Genomic DNA, 20,315 nt, shown 5'->3' with positions numbered 1-20,315 from the left:
TGCTGACCGGCGCAACCGGCTTCATCGGCAGTACCGTACTGACGGCGCTCGTCAATGCGGGGCTGCTCGACCGCATCGTCTGCGTCGTCCGTGCGCAGAACCGCGGCCACGCCGTCGCGCGGCTGCGCGAAGCGGCGCTGCGCGCGGGGCTGGCGCCGTACTGGGCGTCGCGCCTGACCGATGCGTACGTGATCGTCGGTGCGCTCGGCGAGGTGTGGCAGGGCGCCGACGCGTCGCGCCTCGCCGCCGCAACGCACGTGATTCATTGCGCGGGCCATGCGTCGCCGGCCGACGGCGTGCACCTGCGGGCCGACATCGCCGATGCGGTGCGCTTCGCCGAACGCTTCGCGCGGGCGCCGCGCCTGCAGCGCTTCGTGTATGTGGGCACGGCCTATGCGCATGCGGGCCGCGGCGGGATCGTGCAGGAAGAGGCCGCGGGCGACGCAGTGAATGACGTTGCACGCGATGAAGAAGGCCTGCCGGGTGCGGTGCTGGCGGCGGACTACCTGCATGCGAAGGCGGAGACCGAGCAGCGTCTGCGCGCGCTCGGGCTGCCGCTCGTCGTGGTGCGGCCGTCGCATGTGGTCGGCCACACGGTGCTCGGTACGCGGCCCGCGCCGAATTCGTTCTGGATGTTCCGGCTCGCGCATGCCGCGCGCCGTTTCACCGCGCGGCCGATGACGCGCATCGACATCGTGTCGGTGGACGACGTGGCGCGCGCGACGATGCTGCTGGCCGTCAAGCCGACGCTCGCGCACGACCTGTATCACGTGTCGGCCGGCGACGAGGCGCCGCAGGTTGCTCAGATCGTGCGTGCGATGGACGAGGCGGCGGGGATGACGGGCGCGCCGCGCTATGCGGCGTGTGCGCCAGCCGAGTTGCCGCTCGTGGTGCGCGATGTGCTCGGGCGGACCGATCCGGCACTCGAGCGCGTGATCGGCCGGGCACTGCAGCGCTGCGGGGAATTCGCGACGGTCGATCGCGTGTTCGACAACCGCCGCGTGCGCGACGAAATCGATTTCGAACCGTTGCCGTTCATCGATTACGTCGAGGAGTGCATGCGCACGTCGCGCGGCGTGGCCGTGACCGAGCTGATGCGCGGCGCGGTGCACTGATCGCCCGCGCGGCACCGGCGCCCGTTCCCGCGGCTGGCGGGAGCGGGCGCCGTTTTCACGTGTTGCCGCCGAGCTCGATGAGCCGGTCGAGCGCGCGATAGATGTCTTCGAGGCCGTCCTGGCCGAACCGCGATTCGAGCTGCCGATACTGCTCGTCGATTCGCGGACCGATTTCCGTGACCAGTTTCCTGCTTTGCGGCGTCAGGCTCACCAGCAGCCGGCGCTGATCTTCCTGCGCGCGCGTGCGCGTGATCAGGCCGTCGCGCTCCATCCGTTCCAGCACGCCCGTGAGGCTCGGGCTCAGGATGCAGCAGCGTCGTGCGATCTGTCCCGCTTCGAGCGCTTGCGCCGGTTCGCCGTCGAGCACGCGGATGATCCGCCATTGCTGTTCGGTCAACGCGAATTCCTTGAGAATGGGGCGAAACAGACCCATCAGCGTTTCGCGGGCCTCGAGCAGCAGCATGGCCAGGTTGCGGTGGTCGAGCGTACGGTTCATCGGGGAGAGCAGAGGACGGGGACGCATCAATCTTAACAGCCGTGAGGAGTGAATTTCGCATATCAGGGTAATCGAGGTTGCCAGCGCCCGATTGTTTACTTAAGATATTAACTATTGACGATGCGCCGCGACGCGCGGCAGGGGAATGACGCATGGAGCTGTCTTGCACGACCGCCGCGGCGCCGCCGTTGCCGGTTGCCATCGGTACCGTCTACGGTGCGCTGCTCAACGAGCGTGCGGCGCTCGACGCGCTCGGCGATACCGTGAACGCACCGCCTTACGGCCGCCCGCCGCAGGCGCCGATCCTGTACATCAAGCCCGCCAACACGCATGCGACCGACGGCGCGGCCGTCGTCGTGCCGGCCGGCGTCGACGCGCTGGAGATCGGCGCGTCGGTGGCCGTCGTGTTCGCCCGCCGCGCGACGCGCGTGCCGGCCGCGCAGGCACTCGACACCCTTCACGGCTTCACGCTCGCGAGCGACGTGTCGGTGCCGCATCCCGATTACTACCGTCCGGCCGTGCGTTTCAAGTGCCGCGACGGTTTCTGCCCGCTGGGCCCGGCCATCGTGCCGGTCGCCGCGCTGGGCGATGTCGATGCGATCGGCCTGACCGTGCGGATCGACGGCGAGGTGGCCGTGTCCGCCTCGACGGCCACGCTGATTCGCTCCGTGCGTGAGCTGATTGCCGACGTGACGGCCTTCATGTCGTTCGACGCGGGCGATGTCCTGCTGCTCGGCGTTGCCGGCGGCGCACCGCGCGCCCGCGCGGGCAGCACGATCGAGATCGCCGCCGCCGGGATCGGCACGTTGCGGCACACGCTGATTGCGGAGGAAGCCCGATGAAGACGGCGCGCGTGATCTACAACGGCGCACTGCATGCGGCCGAACCGGCCGGCGACGGTGCGATCCGCCTCGATACGGGGAGAGTCGTGGCCGAGGAGGTGGTCGAGTGGCTGCCGCCCGTCGCGCCGCGCACGACGTTCGCGCTCGGCCTCAACTACGCCGACCACGCGAAGGAGCTCGCGTTCAAGGCGCCGAGCGAGCCGCTGATCTTTCTCAAGGGGCCGAACACGTTCATCGGCCACCGGTCGCGCACCGTGCGCCCGGCCGACGCCACCCACATGCATTACGAGTGCGAGCTGGCCGTCGTGATCGGCCGGCCCGCGCGCAACGTGAGCCGCGCCCAGGCGCTCGACTACGTGGCCGGCTATACGGTCGCGAACGACTACGCGATCCGCGACTATCTCGAGAACTACTACCGCCCGAACCTGCGCGTGAAGAACCGCGACACCTGCACGCCGCTCGGGCCGTGGTTCGTCAGCCGCGACGAGATCGGCGACGCGGGCGACCTGATGCTGCGCACGACGGTGAACGGCCAGGAGACGCAGCGCGGCAGCACGCGCGACATGATCTTCGACGTGCCCGCGTTGATCGAGCACATCAGCGGCTTCATGACGCTCTCACCGGGTGACCTGATCCTGACCGGGACGCCCGAGGGGCTGGCGGACACGAAGCCGGGCGACGAGGTCGTGACCGAGATCGAAGGGATTGGCCGGCTCGTGAACACGATCGTCGGCGAAGCAGACTACTATCGCGCCGGCTGAGCCCGTCGCCCAAGGAGAGAGCATGACCATCAAGCACTGGATCGACGGCCGCGAAGTCGAGAGCCGCGAGACGTTCACGACGCTGAATCCCGCGACGGGCGATGTCATTACCGACGTCGCATCGGGCGGTGAGGCCGAAGTCGACGCGGCCGTGCGCGCCGCGAAGGAAGCGTTCCCGAAATGGGCGAACACGCCCGCCAAGGAGCGCGCGAAGCTGATGCGCAAGCTCGGCGAGCTGATCGAGAAGAACGTGCCGATGCTCGCGGCGCTGGAAACGCAGGATACCGGCCTGCCGATCGCGCAGACGAGCAAGCAGCTGATTCCGCGCGCGTCCGAGAACTTCAACTTTTTCGCGGAAGTGTGCGTGCAGATGAACGGCCGCACCTATCCGGTCGACGACCAGATGCTGAACTACACGCTGTACCAGCCGGTCGGCGTGTGCGCGCTGGTGTCGCCGTGGAACGTGCCGTTCATGACCGCGACGTGGAAGACGGCGCCGTGTCTCGCGCTCGGCAACACGGCCGTGCTGAAGATGTCGGAGCTGTCGCCGCTGACGGCCGACCAGCTCGGCCGCCTCGCGCTCGAAGCCGGTATCCCGCCGGGCGTGCTGAACGTCGTGCAGGGCTATGGCGCGACGGCCGGCGATGCGCTGGTGCGCCATCCGGACGTGCGTGCGGTGTCGTTCACCGGCGGCACCGTCACCGGCAAGCGGATCATGGAGCGTGCCGGTCTCAAGAAGTACTCGATGGAGCTGGGCGGCAAGTCGCCGGTGCTGATCTTCGACGACGCCGATTTCGACCGCGCGCTCGATGCATCGCTGTTCACGATCTTCTCGATCAACGGCGAACGCTGCACGGCCGGCTCGCGGATCTTCGTGCAGCGCACGATCTACGATCGCTTCGTGCAGGAATTCGCGCGCCGCGCGAACAACCTGGTGGTCGGCGATCCGTCCGATCCGGCCACGAATCTCGGCGCGATGATCACGCGCCAGCACTGGGAGAAGGTGACCGGCTATATCCGCATCGGCGAGCAGGAAGGCGCGCGCGTGGTCGCGGGCGGCGCGGACAAGCCGGCGGGGCTGCCCGACCATCTGCGCAACGGCAACTTCGCGCGGCCGACCGTGTTGGCCGATGTCGACAACCGGATGCGCGTCGCGCAGGAAGAGATCTTCGGGCCGGTCGCGTGCATCATCCCGTTCGAGGACGAAGACGAAGGGCTGCGGCTCGCGAACGACACCGCGTACGGCCTTGCTTCGTACATCTGGACGCAGGATGTCGGCAAGGTGCATCGCCTCGCGCGCGGCATCGAGGCCGGGATGGTGTTCGTGAACAGCCAGAACGTGCGCGACCTGCGCCAGCCGTTCGGCGGCGTGAAGGAATCGGGCACCGGGCGAGAGGGCGGTGAGTACAGTTTCGAGGTGTTCGCGGAGATCAAGAACGTGTGCATCTCGATGGGTTCGCACCACATTCCGCGCTGGGGCGTGTGACGGGCGCGGGTCGTTTCGCTGCAAGAATGATTCCTTGGCCGGCACGCCGGCCAAGCATGGGGCTGGAGTAAGCGCTGGAGCGTTGACTCCAGCCGACCGCGAAGCATGGGGCCGGAGTAACCGCTAGAGCGCTAACTCCGGCCGACCGCGAAGCATGGGACCGAAGTAAGCGCTAAAGCGCCAACTCCGGTCGACAGGAGACTTGAACGATGGGCAAATTGTCCCTCGCCGCAAAAATCACGCACGTGCCGTCGATGTACCTGTCGGAATTGCCCGGCAGGCATCACGGCTGCCGCGAGGCGGCGATCCGCGGCCATCAACTGATCGGCGAGCGCTGCCGCGCGCTCGGCGTCGACACGATCGTCGTGTCGGACGTGCACTGGCTCGTCAACGCCGGCTATCACGTGAACTGCAATGCGAAGTTCTCGGGCACGTACACGAGCAACGAGCTGCCGCACTTCATCCGCGACATGCAGTACGCGTATCCGGGCAACCCGGCGCTCGGCCAGCTGATCGCCGAAACGGCTACCGAGCGCGGGATCGCGACGCGCGCGCACGAGATCGACAGCCTCGAACTCGAATACGGCACGCTCGTGCCGATGCGCTACATGAACGCCGACCAGCACTTCAAGGTCGTGTCGATCGCCGGCTGGTGCATGTGGCATCAGCTCGACGAAAGCCGGCGTTTCGGCGAGGCGCTGCTCGAAGCGATCGAGAAAAGCGACTCGAACGTCGCGTTTCTCGCGAGCGGATCGCTGTCGCATCGCTTCAACGACAACGGCAGCCCCGAGGAATCGATTCACGAAATCAGCCGAGAATTCTTCCGGCAGGTCGACCTCCGCGTGGTCGAGCTGTGGAAGCAGGGCGATTTCAAGACCTTCTGCGCGATGCTGCCCGAGTACAACACGCATTGCCACGGCGAAGGCGGGATGCACGACACGGCGATGCTGCTCGGCTTGCTCGGCTGGGATCGCTACGACAAGCCTGTCGAGATCGTCACCGACTATTTCGCGAGTTCGGGGACCGGGCAGATCAATGCGATCTTTCCGTTGTCCTGAACACTACGCCACGCATTCGACAGGAGACTAGCCATGCCCCATATCGTCGTCGAATACACCGCGAACATTCGCGACGACGCGCGCATTCCCACACTGCTGCGCACGATCAACGCCACGCTGATCGCGCAGGGCGGCGTGTTCCCGACGGGCGGCATTCGCTCACGCGCGATCGAACTGCAGGACTATTGCGTGGCTGACGGCACAGAGGACGACGCGTTCGTCCACGTGACGCTCAAGATCGGCTCGGGCCGCACCGACGAGCAGAAAAAGGCCGCGTGCGACGCGCTGTTCGACGCGATCAAGGCGCATTTCGCGGAACTGTATGCGAAACGCTACCTTGCGCTGTCGATGGAGCTGACCGAGTTCAGCGAAAGCGGCTCGTACAAACACAACAATATCCACGCCCGCTACAAGCGGGCTAGCTGAACTCCATTCCCGATCCGACCATGCTCGAACCCGCCATCATCGACCAGCTCGCGCAGCGTCTGCACGACGCCGAGCGCGAGCGCAAGCAGATCCGCCAGATCTCGCTCGACCATCCCGACATCACGATCGACGACGCGTATGCGATCCAGCGCACGTGGGTCGCCCTCAAGCTCGCGGAAGGCCGCACGCTGAAGGGCCACAAGATCGGCCTCACGTCGAAGGCGATGCAGAACACGTCGCAGATCGACGAGCCCGATTACGGCGCGTTGCTCGACGACATGTTCTTCGCCGACGGCGGCACGATTCCCACCGGCCGCTTCATCGTGCCGCGCGTCGAGGTCGAACTCGCATTCGTGCTCGGCAAGCGGCTGACCGGCCCGGACTGCACGATCTTCGACGTGTACGACGCGGTCGATTACGTCGTGCCGGCGCTCGAGATCATCGATGCGCGCAGCCAGTCGATCGACCCCGACACGAAGCGGCCGCGCAAGGTGTTCGACACGATCGCCGACAACGCGGCGAACGCGGGCGTCGTGATCGGCGGGCGGCCCGTGAAGCCGCAGGACGTCGACTTGCGCTGGGTCGCGGCGATCATGTCGCGCAACGGCGTGGTCGAGGAAACGGGCGTCGCGGCCGGCGTGCTGAACCATCCGGCGAACGGCGTCGCGTGGCTCGCGAACCGGCTGTCGCGCTTCGACGTCGCGCTGGAACCGGGGCAGATCGTGCTCGGCGGTTCGTTCACGCGGCCGTGCGCGGCGCGGCCGGGCGACACGTTCAGCGTCGACTACGGCCCGCTCGGGACGATCCAGTGCTACTTCGAGTGAGGTAAGCGAACGATGCAGATTCCTTCGAATGTCTTCAAGGCCGCGCTTGCACGCGGTGACGCGCAGGTCGGGCTGTGGCTCGGGCTCGCGAATCCGTACAGCGCCGAAGTGGTGGCGGGTGCCGGTTTCGACTGGCTGCTGATCGACGGCGAGCATGCGCCGAACACGGTGCCGACGATCCTCGCGCAACTGCAGGCGATCGCACCGTATCCGTCGCATCCGGTCGTGCGCGTGCCATGGAACGATCCGGTGATCGTCAAGCAGGTGCTCGATCTTGGCGCGCAGACGTTGCTGGTGCCGATGGTGCAGAGTGCGGACGAAGCGCGCGCGGCGGTGGCGGCGACGCGTTATCCGCCGCATGGGATTCGTGGCGTCGGCAGCGCGCTGGCGCGTGCGTCGCGGTGGAATCGCGTCGGTGATTATCTGCATCGCGCGAATGACGAGATGGCCGTGCTCGTGCAAGTCGAGACGCGGGCGGGGCTCGATGCGATCGATGCGATTGCGCGGGTCGAAGGCGTCGACGGCGTGTTCATCGGGCCGGCGGATCTCGCGGCCGATCTCGGGCATCTCGGCAATCCGGGGCATCCGGATGTGCAGGCGGCAATCGACGGTGCGATCCGGACGATCAAGGCGGCCGGCAAGGCGCCGGGCATTCTGAGCGCCGATGAGGCGGCCGCGCGGCGCTATCTGGAGGCGGGGGCGTTGTTCGTCGCGGTTGGTGTCGATACGACACTGCTGGCGAGGAGTGCGGAGCGGTTGGCTGCGCAGTTCAAGGGGAAGGGGGAAGAGTCCGTGAAGAAGGGGGATGGGACGTATTGAGCCCATGGTGGCGGAAGGCGGCGTTTTCCGTCTACCGGACGCCTGCCTTGCGCACTGCGGTTTCACGTCTACGAATTACCGCGCTCATTCCTCTCCACGTCGTCCCGTTTCCATATACCTCCCCGGCGTCGTCCCCAGCGCCCGCCGGAACATGTCGATGAACGCGCTCACGTTGTCATACCCGAGATCGAGCGCGATCGTCGTTACCGGCACGCCGTCGGCAATTCTCTCCAGCGCCCGCAGCAGCCTGGCCTGCTGACGCCACTGCGCGAACGTCAGCCCTGTCTCCGCGACGAAGCGGCGGCTCATCGTCCGTGCACTGACACCGGCCCATTCGGCCCATTCCTCCAACCGACGGTTGTCCGCGAGATCCGCGGCAAGCGCATCGGTGATCTTTATCAGCCGAGGATCCTGCGGCCGCACCAACCCCAGCGCCTCGATTTCCGACGACGCGATTTCATCGAGGATCACGTCGGCGATCCGCGTCCGCGCGGCATCCAGCTCCGAACCATCCCAACTCGCCGCGCGCTGCACGGCCTCGCGCAGCAGCGGCGTCGTGCGGATCGCGCGCGGCGTATCCGGCAGCGCCGCACAGCGTGCTTCGGCAACGAACGCCGACCAGCCGGAAATCGGGCCGAACGAGCGCAGCGAATGCCGGCAATGCGGCGGAATCCAGATCGCGTGGATCGCCGGCACGACCCAGTCCTGGTCGTCGAGCCCGATCGTCAGCAGCCCGCTCAGCGCGCCGACGAGCTGGCCGCGCGCATGCGCGTGCGGTGGCGTCACGCGCGGGTCGCGTTGCGACAGGACGGCCGCGACGACGAACGGGCCGTCGTCGGACGTGACGAATCGAGCGGGAAGAAGGGGATCTGACATGGCCGGATATCGGTATCGAATGGCCGTTATACCGGAGATCGGCCGGATTCGCACGCCTACACTGCGTCCATCGATGACAACCGGAGTACGACACGATGCGAGCCGAACAGATGCTTCCCGACCATGCGGACCGGATCGAGGCCGACGGAACGACGATCCGCAAGGGTACCGTCGGCGCGTTCCTGGTCAACGCGCGAGTGCTGACCGACCTGACCGCCGCGCCCGCCGACCGGGCGCGCGCGGAGGCCGACACGATCGATGCATTGCCCGCGTTGCGCGCACTTGGCCTGTTCGACGTGCTGGACGTACGCGATCCCGCGCTGCGCGCGTGGCTCGATGCGCATTGAGACGCGCCGCAATCGTCGACCGAAATCCCCGATTCAAGGAGCAACCATGAAAGCAGCAGTCGTGACGGGCGCCGGCGAGCGTCCCGTCCATACGGAATTCGACGCGCCGCGTGCGATGCCGGGCCACCGCCTGATCGACGTGACGGCGTCCGCGTTGAGCCGGATCGCGCAGGCGCGTGCGTCCGGCACGCATTACTCGTCGGACGGGCGTTATCCGTTCGTCGTCGGTGTCGACGGCGTGGGCCGTCTCGACGACGGGCAACGCATCTATTTCTTCGGCTCGCCCGCACCGTTCGGCGCGATGGCCGAGCGCACGATCGCACCCGATACGCGATGCGTGCCGCTGCCCGACACGCTTGACGACGTGACGGCCGCGGCGATCGCGATTCCCGGGATGTCGTCGTGGGCCGCGTTGACCGAGCGTGCGCAACTCGTCGCGGGCGAGACGGTGCTCGTCAACGGCGCGACGGGTACGTCGGGGCGGCTGGCGGTGCGGATCGCGAAGCACCTCGGCGCCGCGAAGGTGATCGCGACCGGCCGCAACGCGGCCGCGCTGCAAGCATTGCTCGGTGCGGGTGCGGATGCCGTCGTATCGCTGCAGCAGGACGACGCGCATCTGGCGCGTGCGCTCGAGCCGCATTTCCGCGCGGGCGTGGACGTCGTGCTCGACTATCTGTGGGGGAGCAGCGCGCAGGCGTTACTGGTTGCTGCGGCGAAGGCGACGCCCGATGGCCGCCGTCTGCGCTTCGTGCAGATCGGCTCGATCGGCGGCGCGGACGTGCTGTTGCCGGGCGCGGTGTTGCGGGCGACCGCGATCGAGCTGATGGGCAGCGGCCTCGGCAGTGTGTCGCTGCCGCGTCTGCTGACCTCGGTGCGCGGCGTATTCGACGCGGCCGGGCCGGCTGGCCTGACAATCGAGACGCGGGCCGTGCCGCTGGCGGACGTCGGCGCGCATTGGGACGACACGAGCAGCGTGGTGCGACCGGTGTTCACGATGGGCGAGGTCGGATGATGAAGAGGCGGCGCACGCACGGCGGGCGCCGTGTGCGCGCGTGATCTCGTCAGGATACCGATGGGTTCGGCGAGCCGCTTCGTGCAACCACCAAGGGTAGGGTAGCCAGCCGGCGACGCGGCGCGCAACGCGCGCCCCGCCACCCGCCGTCAGACTCAGAACCGCTGCTGAATCCCCGCCGTCACCCCGACCTGCGTGGTGCCGTAGCCGTTGACGTCACGCGATACGCCGACCTTCTGCCCATGCTGCCCGATCGCGAACGCACCGGCTGCGTACAGCACCGTGCGCTTCGACAGCGCGTATTGCGCGCGCATCGACACGAGCGTCGGATCGGCATCCGTGCCGCCCTTGATGTTCTGGTGATACACGGCGCCGATCAACGAGAACGTCGGCGTGAACTGATACGACCCGCCGACCCAATACATGTCGCTCAACTGGTTCGCGGCGCTCGTGTGATACGTGCGCTTGTAGTTGCGATAGCCGGCCATCGTCTTCAGGTTGCCGAAGTCGTAGCTCAGGCCCGCATGAATCCCCTGGATGTAGTTGACCGGATCGGCCGGCGTCACGCTGTCGGATGCGCCGTTCTGCCGGTCGAATGCGAGCACCGCGGCGAACGGGCCGCCTTCGTAGCCGATCGCCGCATCGTATTTCGAGCTGGTCTTCACGCTGCCGGGCACGTTGCCGAAGCCGTACATCGCGCCGAACTTGAAGCCGCTGAATTCGCCGTCGTAGCGCACCGCATTCGACGAGCGCGTGAACATGCCATCCTTGCGGCCGCCGGTCGCCATCGACGAGGTCGCCCACGAGTAGTTCTGCGCATAACCCATCGGGTCGAACGGCAGCATGTAGTCGTAGGTGACGGTGAAGTTGCGGCCGAGCGAGATCTCGCCCCACTTGCCCTTCAGGCCGACGGTCGCGCGGCGCCCGAAGATCGAGTCGGGGCCGTCGTCGGATGCGCCGTTGGCGAGATCGATCCCGCTTTCGAGGCGGAACACGGCCTTCAGCCCGCCGCCGAGATCCTCGACGCCGCGCAGGCCCCAGCGCGACGTGTTCTTGTTGCCGGACTTGAGCTTGTACGAATTGCCGCCTTCCGGCGCCGCGTGGTTGGCGAACTCGATGCCGGCATCCATGATCCCGTACATCGTGACCGACGACTGCGCGTGCGCGGCGCCGGCGGTGAGCCCGGCGACGGCGGCCGAGCCGGTGAGGACGGCGGCGCGAAGGGAGCGTTCTGCGCGTGACTTCATTGACGGTGTCTCCTTGGTTCTTGTGAGTGGGTGAAACAGGGCGAAACGGGGTGAAGCGAATGCGGCGCGCAGCACGCCGCGGCGGACGCCAGAAGACGTCCGCCGGACATGCCGGTCATGACACGACGGAAAGCGCGCAGGTGGCGGGCGGAGCGCCCGCCGAACGGGTCAGCCCGCTTTCGCGAACGCCCAGCAGTCGTTGGTCGGGAATTCGATCCAGTGCTTGCCTGCCGCGCGGGGCACGTGGCCGAACGCGCGCAGGCGCATCTCGCCGCAATGGAACAGGTACTCCCAGCGGTCGCCGAGATACATCGACGTGACGAGGTCGGCCTGCAGCCGGTTCGCGCCGGGGCCGTCGGCGACCTGTACGCGTTCGAGGCGGATCACGGCCTGCGCGTCCTGGCCCGGCGCGAACGTGTCGCGGGCGAGCGCCTGCAGTTCCCAGCCGTCGCCGGCCAGCGTCACGCGTTCGCCGTCGACGGCCGAAACGCGCGCGTCGATCCGGTTGTTGCTGCCCATGAACTCGGCCGTGTACAGCGAGCGCGGTGCACCGTACAGCTCGGCCGGCGTGCCTTCCTGTTCGATGCGGCCGTTGCGCAGCAGCAGGATGCGATCGGACATCGCCATCGCTTCGGTCTGGTCGTGCGTGACGCACAGGGCCGACAGACCGAGCGATACGATCAGCTCGCGCAGCCACGCACGTGCTTCCTCGCGCAGCTTGGCGTCGAGGTTCGACAGCGGCTCGTCGAGCAGGATCACCGGCGGGTTGTAGACGAGCGCGCGAGCAATCGCGACGCGTTGCTGCTGGCCGCCCGACAACTGATGCGGAAAGCGCTCCGCGAGATGGCCGAGGCCGAGCTGGTCGAGCGCGGTCTGCACGCGGCGCTTCTGTTCTGCCGGTGCAACGCGGCGCAGCTTCAGCCCGTAGCCGACGTTGTCGGCGACGGTGCGGTGCGGCCACAGCGCGTACGACTGGAACACGAGGCCGAGCGAGCGCTGCTCGACGGGCAGGTCGACGCGCTGCGCGCCGTCGAAGAACACGCGGTCGTCGAGCTGGATACGGCCGTCGGATGGCTGTTCGAGGCCGGCCACCGCGCGCAGCAGCGTGGTCTTGCCGCTGCCCGACGCGCCGAGCAGGCACACGACTTCGCCGGCCTTCAGTTCGAACGACACGCCCTTGAGGATCGGATTGGCGCCGTAGCTGAGATGCAGGTCGTCGACGATGAGCTTATCCATGAAGTTTCACTCCGAAACGCAGGGCCACGCCGAGACCGGCACCGACCATCGCGATGTTGATGACAGAAAGCGCGGCGACCTGGTCGACAGCGCCGGTCGCCCACAGCGACACGAGCAGCGCGCCGATCACTTCGGTGCCGGGCGACAGCAGGTAGACGGCCGTCGAGTATTCACGTTCGAAAATCATGAAGATCAGGAGCCACGCGGCGAGCAGGCCGAAACGCACGAGCGGCAGCGTCACGTCGAGCGACACGCGGCTGCGCGTCGCGCCGACGCTGCGGCCGGCTTCCTCGAGCTCGGGGCCGACCTGCAGCAGCGCGCTCTGGATGAGCCGCATCCCGTACGCGAGCCACACGACCGTGTACGCGATCCAGATGCTCCACATCGAGTTCTTCAGCTCGCGCAGGCCCGGGACGAACAGGAAGATCCACAGGAACGCGAGACCGGCGAGCAGGCCGGGCACCGCGCGCGGCAGCAGCACGAGGTAGTCGAGCAGCTTGGTGGCCCAGTCGGGGCGGCGGTGGCCGGCGAACGCGACGAGCGAGTAGAAGCCGATCGCGAGCGCGCCGCCGATCACGCCGATGCCGAGCGTGTTGATGATCGCGCGCACCAGGTTGTCCTGCTCGAACAGCTCGATGAAGTTCGACAGCGTCAGCACCTCGGCAAGCGCGACACCTTCGCCCCAGTTGGTCACGAATGCGCGCAGCACGATGCCCGAGATCGGCACGATCACCGTCAGCATCAGCCACAGCGCGACGATCGCGAGCGCGACCCAGCGCCATACGCCGAGCGGCAGCACCGTCGCGCGGCCGGCCTTGCCCTTCACGGTGACGAAACGGTTCGCGGTTTTCAGCAGGCGACGCTGCAGCAGCACGAGCGGGAACGTGATCGCGACGATGCACACCGCGACCGCGGCCATCAGGTGATACGACGGCACGCCGAGCTTGTTGGTCAGCTTGTACAGGTAGGTCGCGAGCACGAGGTGGCCTTCCGGATCGCCGAGCACGAGCGGCAGCCCGAACACCTCGAAGCCGAGGAAGAACACCAGCACGCCGGCGAACAGCAGCGCGGGCATCGTCATCGGCAGGCTGACGTCGAGCGCGACGCGGAACGGGCGGGCGCCCGCCACGCGGGCGGCTTCCTCGACATCCGAGCCGAGGTTGCGCAGCGCAGCCGACGAGTACAGGTACACGTGCGGCACGTGCGTGAGGCCGACGATCACCGTGATCGCGAAGATCGAGTACACGTTCCAGGGCACGTTCTGCACCCCGAACAGTTCCTTGAACCACACCGAGTAGAAGCCGACCGGGCCGGCCGCGACCACGTAGCCGAACGCGAGCACCATAGGCGACACGAACACGGGCGTGAGCAGCAGCGGTTCGAGCCAGCGGCGGCCGGGCAGGTCGGTGCGCACCATCAGGAACGCGAGGATGCCGCCGAGCGGGATCGAGATGAACAGCATCCCGCCGGCGATGATGAACGAGTTCTTCACGGCCGACCAGAAGTCGGGATCGCTGAAGATGAAGCGGAAGCCTTCGATGCCGAGCGTCTTGTTCGCATCGAAGAACGGTGCGGACAGCAGGCTCTGGAACAGGATGAAGCCGAGCGGCAGCGCGACCGCGATGGTCAGCACCGCGACGACGATCCAGCGCAGCATGCCGGCGAGCGGCTGCAGGCTGTTGACCGGCAGCGCGGGAATCGCATCGCGCGGGCCGGTGGTGGGCGGAACGGCCGGTGCCGTTCCGCGTGTGCTGGTTGAAAGCATGAGTTCGCCCCTGCGGCCATCCGGATGGCCGCCTCAAGGAAGTCGGTAAGGGGAAGGGGCCGCCCGCGCCGTGTGCGGCGGGCGGCCGGCAGTCAGCGGATCAGCGCTTGATCGCCTGCTGCCATTGCTTCAGGAAAGCAAGGCGCTTCGACTGGTCGAGATAGACGAGCAGGCCGGTGCCGATCTGGATCGGCTTCAGCGAATCGCCGAGTTCCTTCGTGAGGCTCGCGGCCGACGTTTCGCCGGTCACGTCCGCGCGGATCGCGTACAGGTTCGCCTGGTTCGCGATCAGCGTCTGGCCGCGCTTCGACAGCAGGTAGTCGACCCACAGCTTCGCGGCGTTCGGGTTCTTCGCCTTCTTCGACACCGTGGCGAGGCGGCTCACGACTTGCGTGTAGTCCTTCGGAAACACGTAGCCGATCGACTTGTCCTTCTTCGCCTTCGCGTACGCATACGAACCGATGATGTTGTAGCCGATCAGGTTCTCGCCCGACGAGATGCGCTCCATCATCGCGCCCGTGCTCGACTGCAGCTTCGGGCCGGTCGCGCCGATCGCCTTCACGAGCTCCCACGTGACCTTCTCGTTCACGTGCGCGTCCTGCGTCAGGTAGTTGAAGCCGACGCCCGATTTCTCGATGTCGTAGGTCGTGACCTTGCCTTTGAACTTGTCGGCCTGCGTGGTGAGCAGCTTGATCAGGTCGGCGCGCGTGGTCGGTACTTCGTTCTCGGGGATCAGGCGCTTGTTGTAGACGATTGCGAGCGGCTCGAAGGTCGTGCCGTACGCCTGCTTCTGGTACTGCGCCCATTGCGGCACGTTCGGGCTTTCCGGCGAATCGTAGGACGCCATCAGGCCGTCGTTGACGAGCTTGACCTGCAGGTCCATCGCCGAGCTCCACAGCACGTCGGCGCTGGTGCTGCTCGCCGCGTTCTCGCTGATGTAGCGGTTGTACAGCTCGGTGCTGTTCATGTCGTTGTACTCGACCTTCACGCCGTACAGGCTTTCGAAGTCCTTGATCAGCGGGCGCACGAGGCCCGTGTCGGTCGTCGAGTAGACGATCAGCTTGCCTTCCTTCTTCGCGGCGTCGATCACGCCCTGGTAACTCCCCGGATACCCGGCCGGAACCTGCGCGGCGGCGCTGCCGGCGGCAGTGCCCAGAACGACCGCCAGCGCGGCGGCGAGGTGCTTCGGTGCAAACGGCATGTCTTCCTCCAGTTACGTCTAGGTGTTGTTCGAGTGGAGCGGATGTTAATTGCGGCGCACTTTCAGCCTGCTTTCATTTCGGTAAGCAATCGTGTCGTTTGTGTCATGGATTTCCCGAGGTCGAAGCGGCGGCGGCCGCGCGTTTCGCGGCGCGCGGCACGGTCGGGCAAGGGAGGGAAGCGGGTTGCCGCGAGGCGCGGCAAGGATGGCTGGGGCAGCTAGGCGCGTTGCGCGAGCAGCTTGGCGAGCAGCCGGCCGCCGTGGCGCGCGTGCGCGGCCGTCAGCGCGGAGTACCCGACGACGACGCCCGCTTCGCACCGGGCGCTTCGACAGAATCCACGGATCGGCTGCAATTCGATGCCGTCCGCCTGGGCTCGTGCGACATACGTCGTGTCGTCCATTCCGGGCGGCAGCCACAGCACGAAATGAAAGCCCGCGTGTTCGCCGGACACCGTGTACCGCCCGCCGGCGTGCTTCGCCAGTTGGTCGAGCACGATGTCGCGCCGCTGGCGGTACGCGTGACGGGCGGCGCGCAGGTGCTTCGCAAAATCGCCGTGCGCGATGAAGCGGGCCAGCGCCAACTGCGGCGCGACGCCGACCGAGCGTGCGGTCGCATGCCACACGGCCGACAGCGCCGGCCTCAGTTCCGTCGGCACGACCATGAAGCCGATGCGCAGCCCCGAGAACAGCGTCTTGTTGAACGAGCCGCAGTAGACCACGCGATCGCATGCGTCGAGCGATTTCAGCGCGGGCAGCGGGGCGGTCTGGTAGCTGAATTCGCCGTCGTAGTCGTCCTCGATGATCCACGCGCGGGTGCGCTGCGCCCAGTCGAGCAGCTCGAGCCGGCGCGACACCGACATCGTGACGCCGAGCGGCGCCTGGTGGGCAGGCGTGACGTAGGCCGCGCGCGCATCGGGATAGCGGTCCAGCGACGCCGTGTCGATGCCTTCCCGATCGACCGGCACGTCGATCACGGACGCGCCCGCGATCGTGAAGATCTGCCACGCCGACGCATAGCCGGGATCTTCCATCAGCACCGTCGAGCCGGGCGCGAGCAGCGTGCGCGCGACGAGATCGATCGAATGCCGGATGCCGGTCGTGATGAAGATGTCGCCGGCGTCGCACGGGATGCCCCGGTATTCCCGCAGGTACGCGGCGATTTCAACGCGCAGGCGCTCGACGCCTTGCGCCGGCGTGGCCCCGAGGTCGTTCGCCGTCGCGGCAAGCAGGCTGGCCCCGAGCGCCTTCTTCCATTGCTGCATCGGCAGCAGGCCGGGATCGGCAAGCCGCGCGACGAACGGGACGCCCGGACGGACGCCTTGTTCCGGCACGGCGGCGTCGGTCGTGCGCGTCGGCGCGGGGGGCGCGTCGAAAGGAGGAAGGCCGGTGTCGCGCGACTGCGCGGCCGCGCGCAGATAGCTGTCCGGCACCACCGCGCACACCCGCGACCCCGATCCTTGCGTGCGGGCGATGTAGCCCTCGGAGCACAGCCGGTCGTACGCCGCTTCGACAGTGCCCCGGGCGACGCCCCAGCGCGCGGCGAGGGTGCGGCTGGACGGCAGCGGACTATCGCCGGGAAGCAGGCGCTTCAGGATCGCGTCGCGCAGCGCGTCGGCAATGCACTCCTGCTTCGACTGCGGACTGCCAGTGGACAGTCCGGCAGGACACGGCAGATCAAGCGGAATCGCGGCTTTGCCTCGCGGCATAGTGGTCTAGTAAGTGGTGGATTTAATGGTCCTTCAGCTTATATCACTTTGACCTTAGATTGCTGTCGACCACATCAATCCGACCGGAGACGGGCTCACCGCATGAAAACGCGTTCATTACCCCAGTGGGGCTGGTTGTTCCTGTTGATGCTCGTCGTGTGCCTGCCGAGGGTCACGATCGATGCGTACCTGCCTTCACTGCCGGCGATGGCGGACGCTTTGCACGGCACCGACGCCCAGTTGCAGCTCACGCTGACCCTGTACATGGTCGGCTATGCGCTGTCGATGCTCGTATCGGGGCCGTTGTCCGACCGTTACGGCCGCCGTCCCGTCCTGCTCGGCGGCCTGTGTCTCTACGTGGTCGCGAGCGTCGCCTGCGCGTGGTCGGCCAGCGTCACGGCGATCGTTGCCGCCCGCATCTTCCAGGCGTTGGGCGGCTGCAGCGGAACGGTGATCGGCCGCGTGATCGTGCGCGAGCGCTTCCCGACCGCGATGCAGGCCACGATGCTGGGCCGGATCTCGGCCGGCATGGCGTTGTCGCCGGTGATTGCGCCGCTGGCCGGCAGCGCGGTGGCCGAGTGGCTCGGATGGCGCGGCGTGTTCGGATGGCTCGCGGTGGGCGGGCTCATTGCGACGGCGATGGTGCTGCGCTACCTGCCGGAGACCCGCGAGCGCGACGCGCGGCCGGCGCCGGGCAACGGGCTCCTGCGAACATACGCGGGCTTGCTGCGCGAGCGCAGTTTCCTGCGCTACTCGCTCGCCATCAGTTTCGCGTACTGCACGTACTACCCGTTCATCGCGGAATCGTCGACGCTGTTCCAGCGGCAACGGGGCGTATCGGGCCCGGTGTATGCGGCGATTTTCGGGCTGACCGTGCTCGGCTACCTGATCGGCTCGAACCTGTTCGCGCGGACCGGCACGCGCTGGAAGGCCGATTCGGTCATCGCGGCGGCGGCAGGCGTCAACCTGGCCAGCGCCGTCGTGTTGTGGATCGGCGGTGCGATCGCGCCGACGGCGGTGGCGGCGCTCGTCGTCCCGATGTTCTTCGTGATGGTCGCCGTCGGGATCGCGATCCCGGCCTGCCAGTTCGCGGTGATGCAGCCGTACACGACGATCGCCGGGACGGCGTCCGGGCTGTTCTTCTTTATCCAGATGGCGATCACTGCCGCGTGCGGCGGCGTGCTGGCGTGGCTGTCGGACGGCACTGCACGGCCGATGATCGTCGTCACGGTCGGTGCGAGCGTCGCGTTCCTGGCGGTGGCGGTCGGCCTGCGCGAGCGGCGGCAGGCAGGCGACGGTTCGCGCTTCGCGACGCGGAATCGTCCCGCTGCCGAGCGCTGAGGGACGGCCGGCGCGGCAGCCGACTTGCGCCCGCGCGGGCGGCGCAACCCGTGTTTCCGCGAGGCGTCGCGATGGAAAGGATCATGTAATGTAGCGGCCTGTCGCTGACCTTACCGGAATCCCCATGCGTGTGCTGCTCGTCGAAGACAATCCGAACCTCGCCCAGTCGCTGAACGACGCGCTGAGCGCGGCGCGCTTCGCGGTCGATCACATGGCGGACGGCGAAGCGGCCGACCACGTGCTGCGCACGCAGGATTACGCGCTGGTGATTCTCGATCTCGGGCTGCCGAAGCTCGACGGGCTGGAAGTGCTGCGGCGGCTGCGCGCGCGGCGCAATCCGGTGCCGGTGCTGATCCTGACCGCGCACGGGTCGGTCGAGGATCGCGTGAAAGGGCTCGATCTCGGCGCCGACGACTATCTCGCGAAGCCGTTCGAACTGACCGAACTGGAGGCGCGCGCCCGCGCGCTGATCCGCCGCAGCCTCGGCCACGAGCATTCGCGGGTCGAATGCGGGCCGCTTTCGTACGACAGTATCGACCGCAGCTTCCATCTCGCGGGCGAGCCGCTGTCGCTCACGCCGCGCGAGCGCTCGGTGCTCGAGGTGCTGATCCTGCGCAACGGCCGCGCGATCAACAAGGAAACGCTGTCGGAGAAGATCTTCGGGCTCGACGAGTCGGTGAACGCCGATGCGATCGAGATCTACGTGTACCGGCTGCGCAAGAAGCTCGAAAACACGGGCATCGCGATCGTCACGCTGCGCGGGCTCGGTTATCTGCTGGAAGCGAAGGCGGAGACGGCGGAATGAACCGCTGCTGCGCTCATGATCCTTGCACGGGAGCGGTGGACGCGGTGACGCGCTGCGCCGGATCGACACGTTCGCTGCCCGCCCACGACACGCATACCATTCGCGGCCGACCGCGCGGGCGCGGAGCGGTGCGCCGTGCATGCTCCGCGATGCCCCACGGGGCGGCCCGGCAGGGGGCCGAGTGACGCGCCCGAACCTGCGCACCCAGGTCGCGCTGTGGCTGCTGCTGCCGCTGCTCGGCCTGCTCGCGCTCGACTCGTGGCTCACGTACCAGCGCGCGATGAGCGCCGCGCACGTCGCGTTCGACCGCACGTTGTCGTCGTCGCTGAAGTCGATCCGCGAAGGCGTACGGCTCAACGACGGCGAGATCGAGGTCGACCTGCCGTATCTCGCACTGGAAATGCTCGAATCGAGCGACGGCGGCAAGATCTACTACCTGATCCGCGAGGACAACGGCCACACGATCACCGGCTACCCGGACCTGCCGCTGCCGCAAGGGCGCGACGCGGGCGACGGCGCGCTGTTCGTCACGCGCTACTACGACGTCGTCTATCGCGGCGAGCAGTTGCGGATGGCCGCGCTGCGCATCCCGGTGCACGACGTGCCGACCGCGCAGTCGCGCATCGTGTGGGTGATGGTCGGCGAGACGATCGAGGCGCGCCAGGCGCTCGCGCGAGAAATCCTGGTGGGGTCGCTGCTGCAGGAAGGCTTGCTCGTCGTGCTGGCGCTCGGCATCGTTTGGCTCGGCGTCGGGCGCGGGCTGCGGCCGCTGAACCGGCTGTCGGCGACGGTCGCCGCGCGCAGCGAGGACGACACGACGCCGCTCGATACCGGCGCGGTGCCGAGCGAACTCGCGCCGCTCGTCGAGTCGATCAACCAGTACATCGGTCGTACGCAGCGGATGCAGGTCGCAAGGCGTCGCTTTTTCGCGGATGCCGAAAAAGCGACGCCA

General features: G+C 67.6%; 20 protein-coding genes. 13 read left to right on the top strand and 7 right to left on the bottom strand.

Translation table 11 applies throughout. The annotated features are described in order from the left end of the window. On the top strand, positions 1–1,115 hold a 1,115-nt coding region (locus G3N99_RS15575; RefSeq protein WP_206122832.1), incomplete at its 5' end, for an SDR family oxidoreductase. A 55-nt stretch (positions 1,116–1,170) separates the two neighbouring features. On the opposite strand, the gene hpaR is transcribed toward G3N99_RS15575, so the two are convergent. Continuing rightward, the gene (gene hpaR / locus G3N99_RS15570; protein ID WP_039356885.1) at positions 1,171–1,611 is read right to left on the bottom strand and encodes a homoprotocatechuate degradation operon regulator HpaR; all 441 of its coding nucleotides are present in this window, start codon (positions 1,609–1,611) and stop codon (positions 1,171–1,173) included. A gap of 152 nt (positions 1,612–1,763) precedes the next feature. Between hpaR and G3N99_RS15565 the strand changes: the two genes are divergently transcribed. The 7 genes from G3N99_RS15565 (at position 1,764) to hpaI (ending at position 7,827) form a co-directional block, all read left to right on the top strand. Then, the gene (locus tag G3N99_RS15565) at positions 1,764–2,453 is read left to right on the top strand and encodes a fumarylacetoacetate hydrolase family protein (protein ID WP_206122831.1); all 690 of its coding nucleotides are present in this window, start codon (positions 1,764–1,766) and stop codon (positions 2,451–2,453) included. After that, positions 2,450–3,214, top strand: coding sequence for a fumarylacetoacetate hydrolase family protein (locus G3N99_RS15560; RefSeq protein WP_174935561.1), 765 nt, complete (start codon positions 2,450–2,452; stop codon positions 3,212–3,214). The genes G3N99_RS15565 and G3N99_RS15560 overlap by 4 nt, the downstream gene beginning before the upstream one ends. A 22-nt stretch (positions 3,215–3,236) precedes the next feature. Next, positions 3,237–4,700, top strand: coding sequence for a 5-carboxymethyl-2-hydroxymuconate semialdehyde dehydrogenase (hpaE, locus tag G3N99_RS15555; RefSeq protein ID WP_206122830.1), 1,464 nt, complete (start codon positions 3,237–3,239; stop codon positions 4,698–4,700). 209 nt (positions 4,701–4,909) lie between these two features. Then, entirely contained in the window at positions 4,910–5,758 is an 849-nt protein-coding gene (gene hpaD, locus G3N99_RS15550; RefSeq protein WP_206122829.1) for a 3,4-dihydroxyphenylacetate 2,3-dioxygenase, read from the top strand. A 33-nt stretch (positions 5,759–5,791) separates the two neighbouring features. Next, positions 5,792–6,184 (top strand): 5-carboxymethyl-2-hydroxymuconate Delta-isomerase, encoded by a 393-nt coding sequence (locus G3N99_RS15545; RefSeq protein WP_206122828.1) that lies wholly within the window; start codon positions 5,792–5,794, stop codon positions 6,182–6,184. Between the two features lie 20 nt (positions 6,185–6,204). Then, positions 6,205–7,008, top strand: coding sequence for a 2-oxo-hept-4-ene-1,7-dioate hydratase (gene hpaH / locus G3N99_RS15540; RefSeq protein WP_174932437.1), 804 nt, complete (start codon positions 6,205–6,207; stop codon positions 7,006–7,008). Positions 7,009–7,020: 12 nt separating this feature from the next. Next, entirely contained in the window at positions 7,021–7,827 is an 807-nt protein-coding gene (hpaI, locus tag G3N99_RS15535; protein WP_174983048.1) for a 4-hydroxy-2-oxoheptanedioate aldolase, read from the top strand. 84 nt (positions 7,828–7,911) lie between these two features. On the opposite strand, the gene G3N99_RS15530 is transcribed toward hpaI, so the two are convergent. Beyond that, entirely contained in the window at positions 7,912–8,703 is a 792-nt protein-coding gene (locus G3N99_RS15530; protein WP_206122827.1) for a helix-turn-helix transcriptional regulator, read from the bottom strand. A gap of 95 nt (positions 8,704–8,798) precedes the next feature. Between G3N99_RS15530 and G3N99_RS15525 the strand changes: the two genes are divergently transcribed. Both G3N99_RS15525 and G3N99_RS15520 read left to right on the top strand, forming a co-directional pair. Then, a complete protein-coding gene (locus G3N99_RS15525; protein WP_206122826.1) occupies positions 8,799–9,050 on the top strand; it encodes a hypothetical protein in 252 nt (83 codons plus the stop codon). 46 nt (positions 9,051–9,096) lie between these two features. Then, on the top strand, positions 9,097–10,062 hold the full coding sequence (locus G3N99_RS15520; protein ID WP_206122825.1) for a zinc-binding alcohol dehydrogenase family protein: 966 nt from the start codon (positions 9,097–9,099) through the stop codon (positions 10,060–10,062). Between the two features lie 155 nt (positions 10,063–10,217). Here G3N99_RS15520 and G3N99_RS15515 read toward each other — a convergent pair whose 3' ends face one another. From G3N99_RS15515 to G3N99_RS15495, 5 genes are all read right to left on the bottom strand, one after another. Continuing rightward, positions 10,218–11,309 (bottom strand): porin, encoded by a 1,092-nt coding sequence (locus G3N99_RS15515; RefSeq protein ID WP_174935539.1) that lies wholly within the window; start codon positions 11,307–11,309, stop codon positions 10,218–10,220. A gap of 168 nt (positions 11,310–11,477) precedes the next feature. After that, on the bottom strand, positions 11,478–12,545 hold the full coding sequence (locus G3N99_RS15510; protein WP_174983056.1) for an ABC transporter ATP-binding protein: 1,068 nt from the start codon (positions 12,543–12,545) through the stop codon (positions 11,478–11,480). Beyond that, positions 12,538–14,310 (bottom strand): iron ABC transporter permease, encoded by a 1,773-nt coding sequence (locus tag G3N99_RS15505; RefSeq protein ID WP_206122824.1) that lies wholly within the window; start codon positions 14,308–14,310, stop codon positions 12,538–12,540. Before G3N99_RS15505 ends, G3N99_RS15510 begins: the two co-directional genes overlap by 8 nt. Before the next feature lie 100 nt (positions 14,311–14,410). Then, positions 14,411–15,511 carry an ABC transporter substrate-binding protein gene (locus tag G3N99_RS15500; protein WP_174935534.1) on the bottom strand — a complete coding sequence of 367 codons (1,101 nt, stop codon included), beginning with the start codon at positions 15,509–15,511 and terminating at the stop codon, positions 14,411–14,413. A 218-nt stretch (positions 15,512–15,729) separates the two neighbouring features. Beyond that, positions 15,730–17,217, bottom strand: coding sequence for a PLP-dependent aminotransferase family protein (locus tag G3N99_RS15495; RefSeq protein ID WP_206122823.1), 1,488 nt, complete (start codon positions 17,215–17,217; stop codon positions 15,730–15,732). A 102-nt stretch (positions 17,218–17,319) separates the two neighbouring features. On the opposite strand from G3N99_RS15495, the gene G3N99_RS15490 reads away from it, so the two are divergent. From G3N99_RS15490 to G3N99_RS15480, 3 genes are all read left to right on the top strand, one after another. Further along, positions 17,320–18,558, top strand: a complete 1,239-nt coding sequence (locus tag G3N99_RS15490; RefSeq protein ID WP_206122822.1) for a multidrug effflux MFS transporter — start codon at positions 17,320–17,322, stop codon at positions 18,556–18,558. A 124-nt stretch (positions 18,559–18,682) separates the two neighbouring features. Then, positions 18,683–19,363 (top strand): response regulator, encoded by a 681-nt coding sequence (locus G3N99_RS15485; RefSeq protein ID WP_011355366.1) that lies wholly within the window; start codon positions 18,683–18,685, stop codon positions 19,361–19,363. A gap of 181 nt (positions 19,364–19,544) precedes the next feature. Continuing rightward, the coding region (locus G3N99_RS15480) for a sensor histidine kinase N-terminal domain-containing protein (protein ID WP_206122821.1) at positions 19,545–20,315 on the top strand (771 nt) is incomplete at its 3' end.

This window comes from Burkholderia sp. Ac-20392 (assembly GCF_017104585.1).
Lineage (GTDB): Bacteria > Pseudomonadota > Gammaproteobacteria > Burkholderiales > Burkholderiaceae > Burkholderia > Burkholderia lata.
This window is presented reverse-complemented; position numbering and strand designations above follow the sequence as displayed.

What these genes read in the sequence shown, in the direction of transcription:
- G3N99_RS15525 (WP_206122826.1), top strand. Translation starts at nt 8,799, where the DNA reads ATGCGAGCCGAACAGATGCTTCCCGACCATGCGGACCGGATCGAGGCC.
- hpaD (WP_206122829.1), top strand. Translation starts at nt 4,910, where the DNA reads ATGGGCAAATTGTCCCTCGCCGCAAAAATCACGCACGTGCCGTCGATG.
- hpaI (WP_174983048.1), top strand. Translation starts at nt 7,021, where the DNA reads ATGCAGATTCCTTCGAATGTCTTCAAGGCCGCGCTTGCACGCGGTGAC.
- G3N99_RS15565 (WP_206122831.1), top strand. Translation starts at nt 1,764, where the DNA reads ATGGAGCTGTCTTGCACGACCGCCGCGGCGCCGCCGTTGCCGGTTGCC.
- G3N99_RS15510 (WP_174983056.1), bottom strand. Translation starts at nt 12,545, where the DNA reads ATGGATAAGCTCATCGTCGACGACCTGCATCTCAGCTACGGCGCCAAT.
- G3N99_RS15500 (WP_174935534.1), bottom strand. Translation starts at nt 15,511, where the DNA reads ATGCCGTTTGCACCGAAGCACCTCGCCGCCGCGCTGGCGGTCGTTCTG.
- G3N99_RS15530 (WP_206122827.1), bottom strand. Translation starts at nt 8,703, where the DNA reads ATGTCAGATCCCCTTCTTCCCGCTCGATTCGTCACGTCCGACGACGGC.
- G3N99_RS15490 (WP_206122822.1), top strand. Translation starts at nt 17,320, where the DNA reads ATGAAAACGCGTTCATTACCCCAGTGGGGCTGGTTGTTCCTGTTGATG.
- G3N99_RS15515 (WP_174935539.1), bottom strand. Translation starts at nt 11,309, where the DNA reads ATGAAGTCACGCGCAGAACGCTCCCTTCGCGCCGCCGTCCTCACCGGC.
- hpaR (WP_039356885.1), bottom strand. Translation starts at nt 1,611, where the DNA reads ATGAACCGTACGCTCGACCACCGCAACCTGGCCATGCTGCTGCTCGAG.
- G3N99_RS15560 (WP_174935561.1), top strand. Translation starts at nt 2,450, where the DNA reads ATGAAGACGGCGCGCGTGATCTACAACGGCGCACTGCATGCGGCCGAA.
- G3N99_RS15520 (WP_206122825.1), top strand. Translation starts at nt 9,097, where the DNA reads ATGAAAGCAGCAGTCGTGACGGGCGCCGGCGAGCGTCCCGTCCATACG.
- G3N99_RS15495 (WP_206122823.1), bottom strand. Translation starts at nt 17,217, where the DNA reads ATGCCGCGAGGCAAAGCCGCGATTCCGCTTGATCTGCCGTGTCCTGCC.
- hpaE (WP_206122830.1), top strand. Translation starts at nt 3,237, where the DNA reads ATGACCATCAAGCACTGGATCGACGGCCGCGAAGTCGAGAGCCGCGAG.
- G3N99_RS15545 (WP_206122828.1), top strand. Translation starts at nt 5,792, where the DNA reads ATGCCCCATATCGTCGTCGAATACACCGCGAACATTCGCGACGACGCG.
- G3N99_RS15485 (WP_011355366.1), top strand. Translation starts at nt 18,683, where the DNA reads ATGCGTGTGCTGCTCGTCGAAGACAATCCGAACCTCGCCCAGTCGCTG.
- G3N99_RS15505 (WP_206122824.1), bottom strand. Translation starts at nt 14,310, where the DNA reads ATGCTTTCAACCAGCACACGCGGAACGGCACCGGCCGTTCCGCCCACC.
- hpaH (WP_174932437.1), top strand. Translation starts at nt 6,205, where the DNA reads ATGCTCGAACCCGCCATCATCGACCAGCTCGCGCAGCGTCTGCACGAC.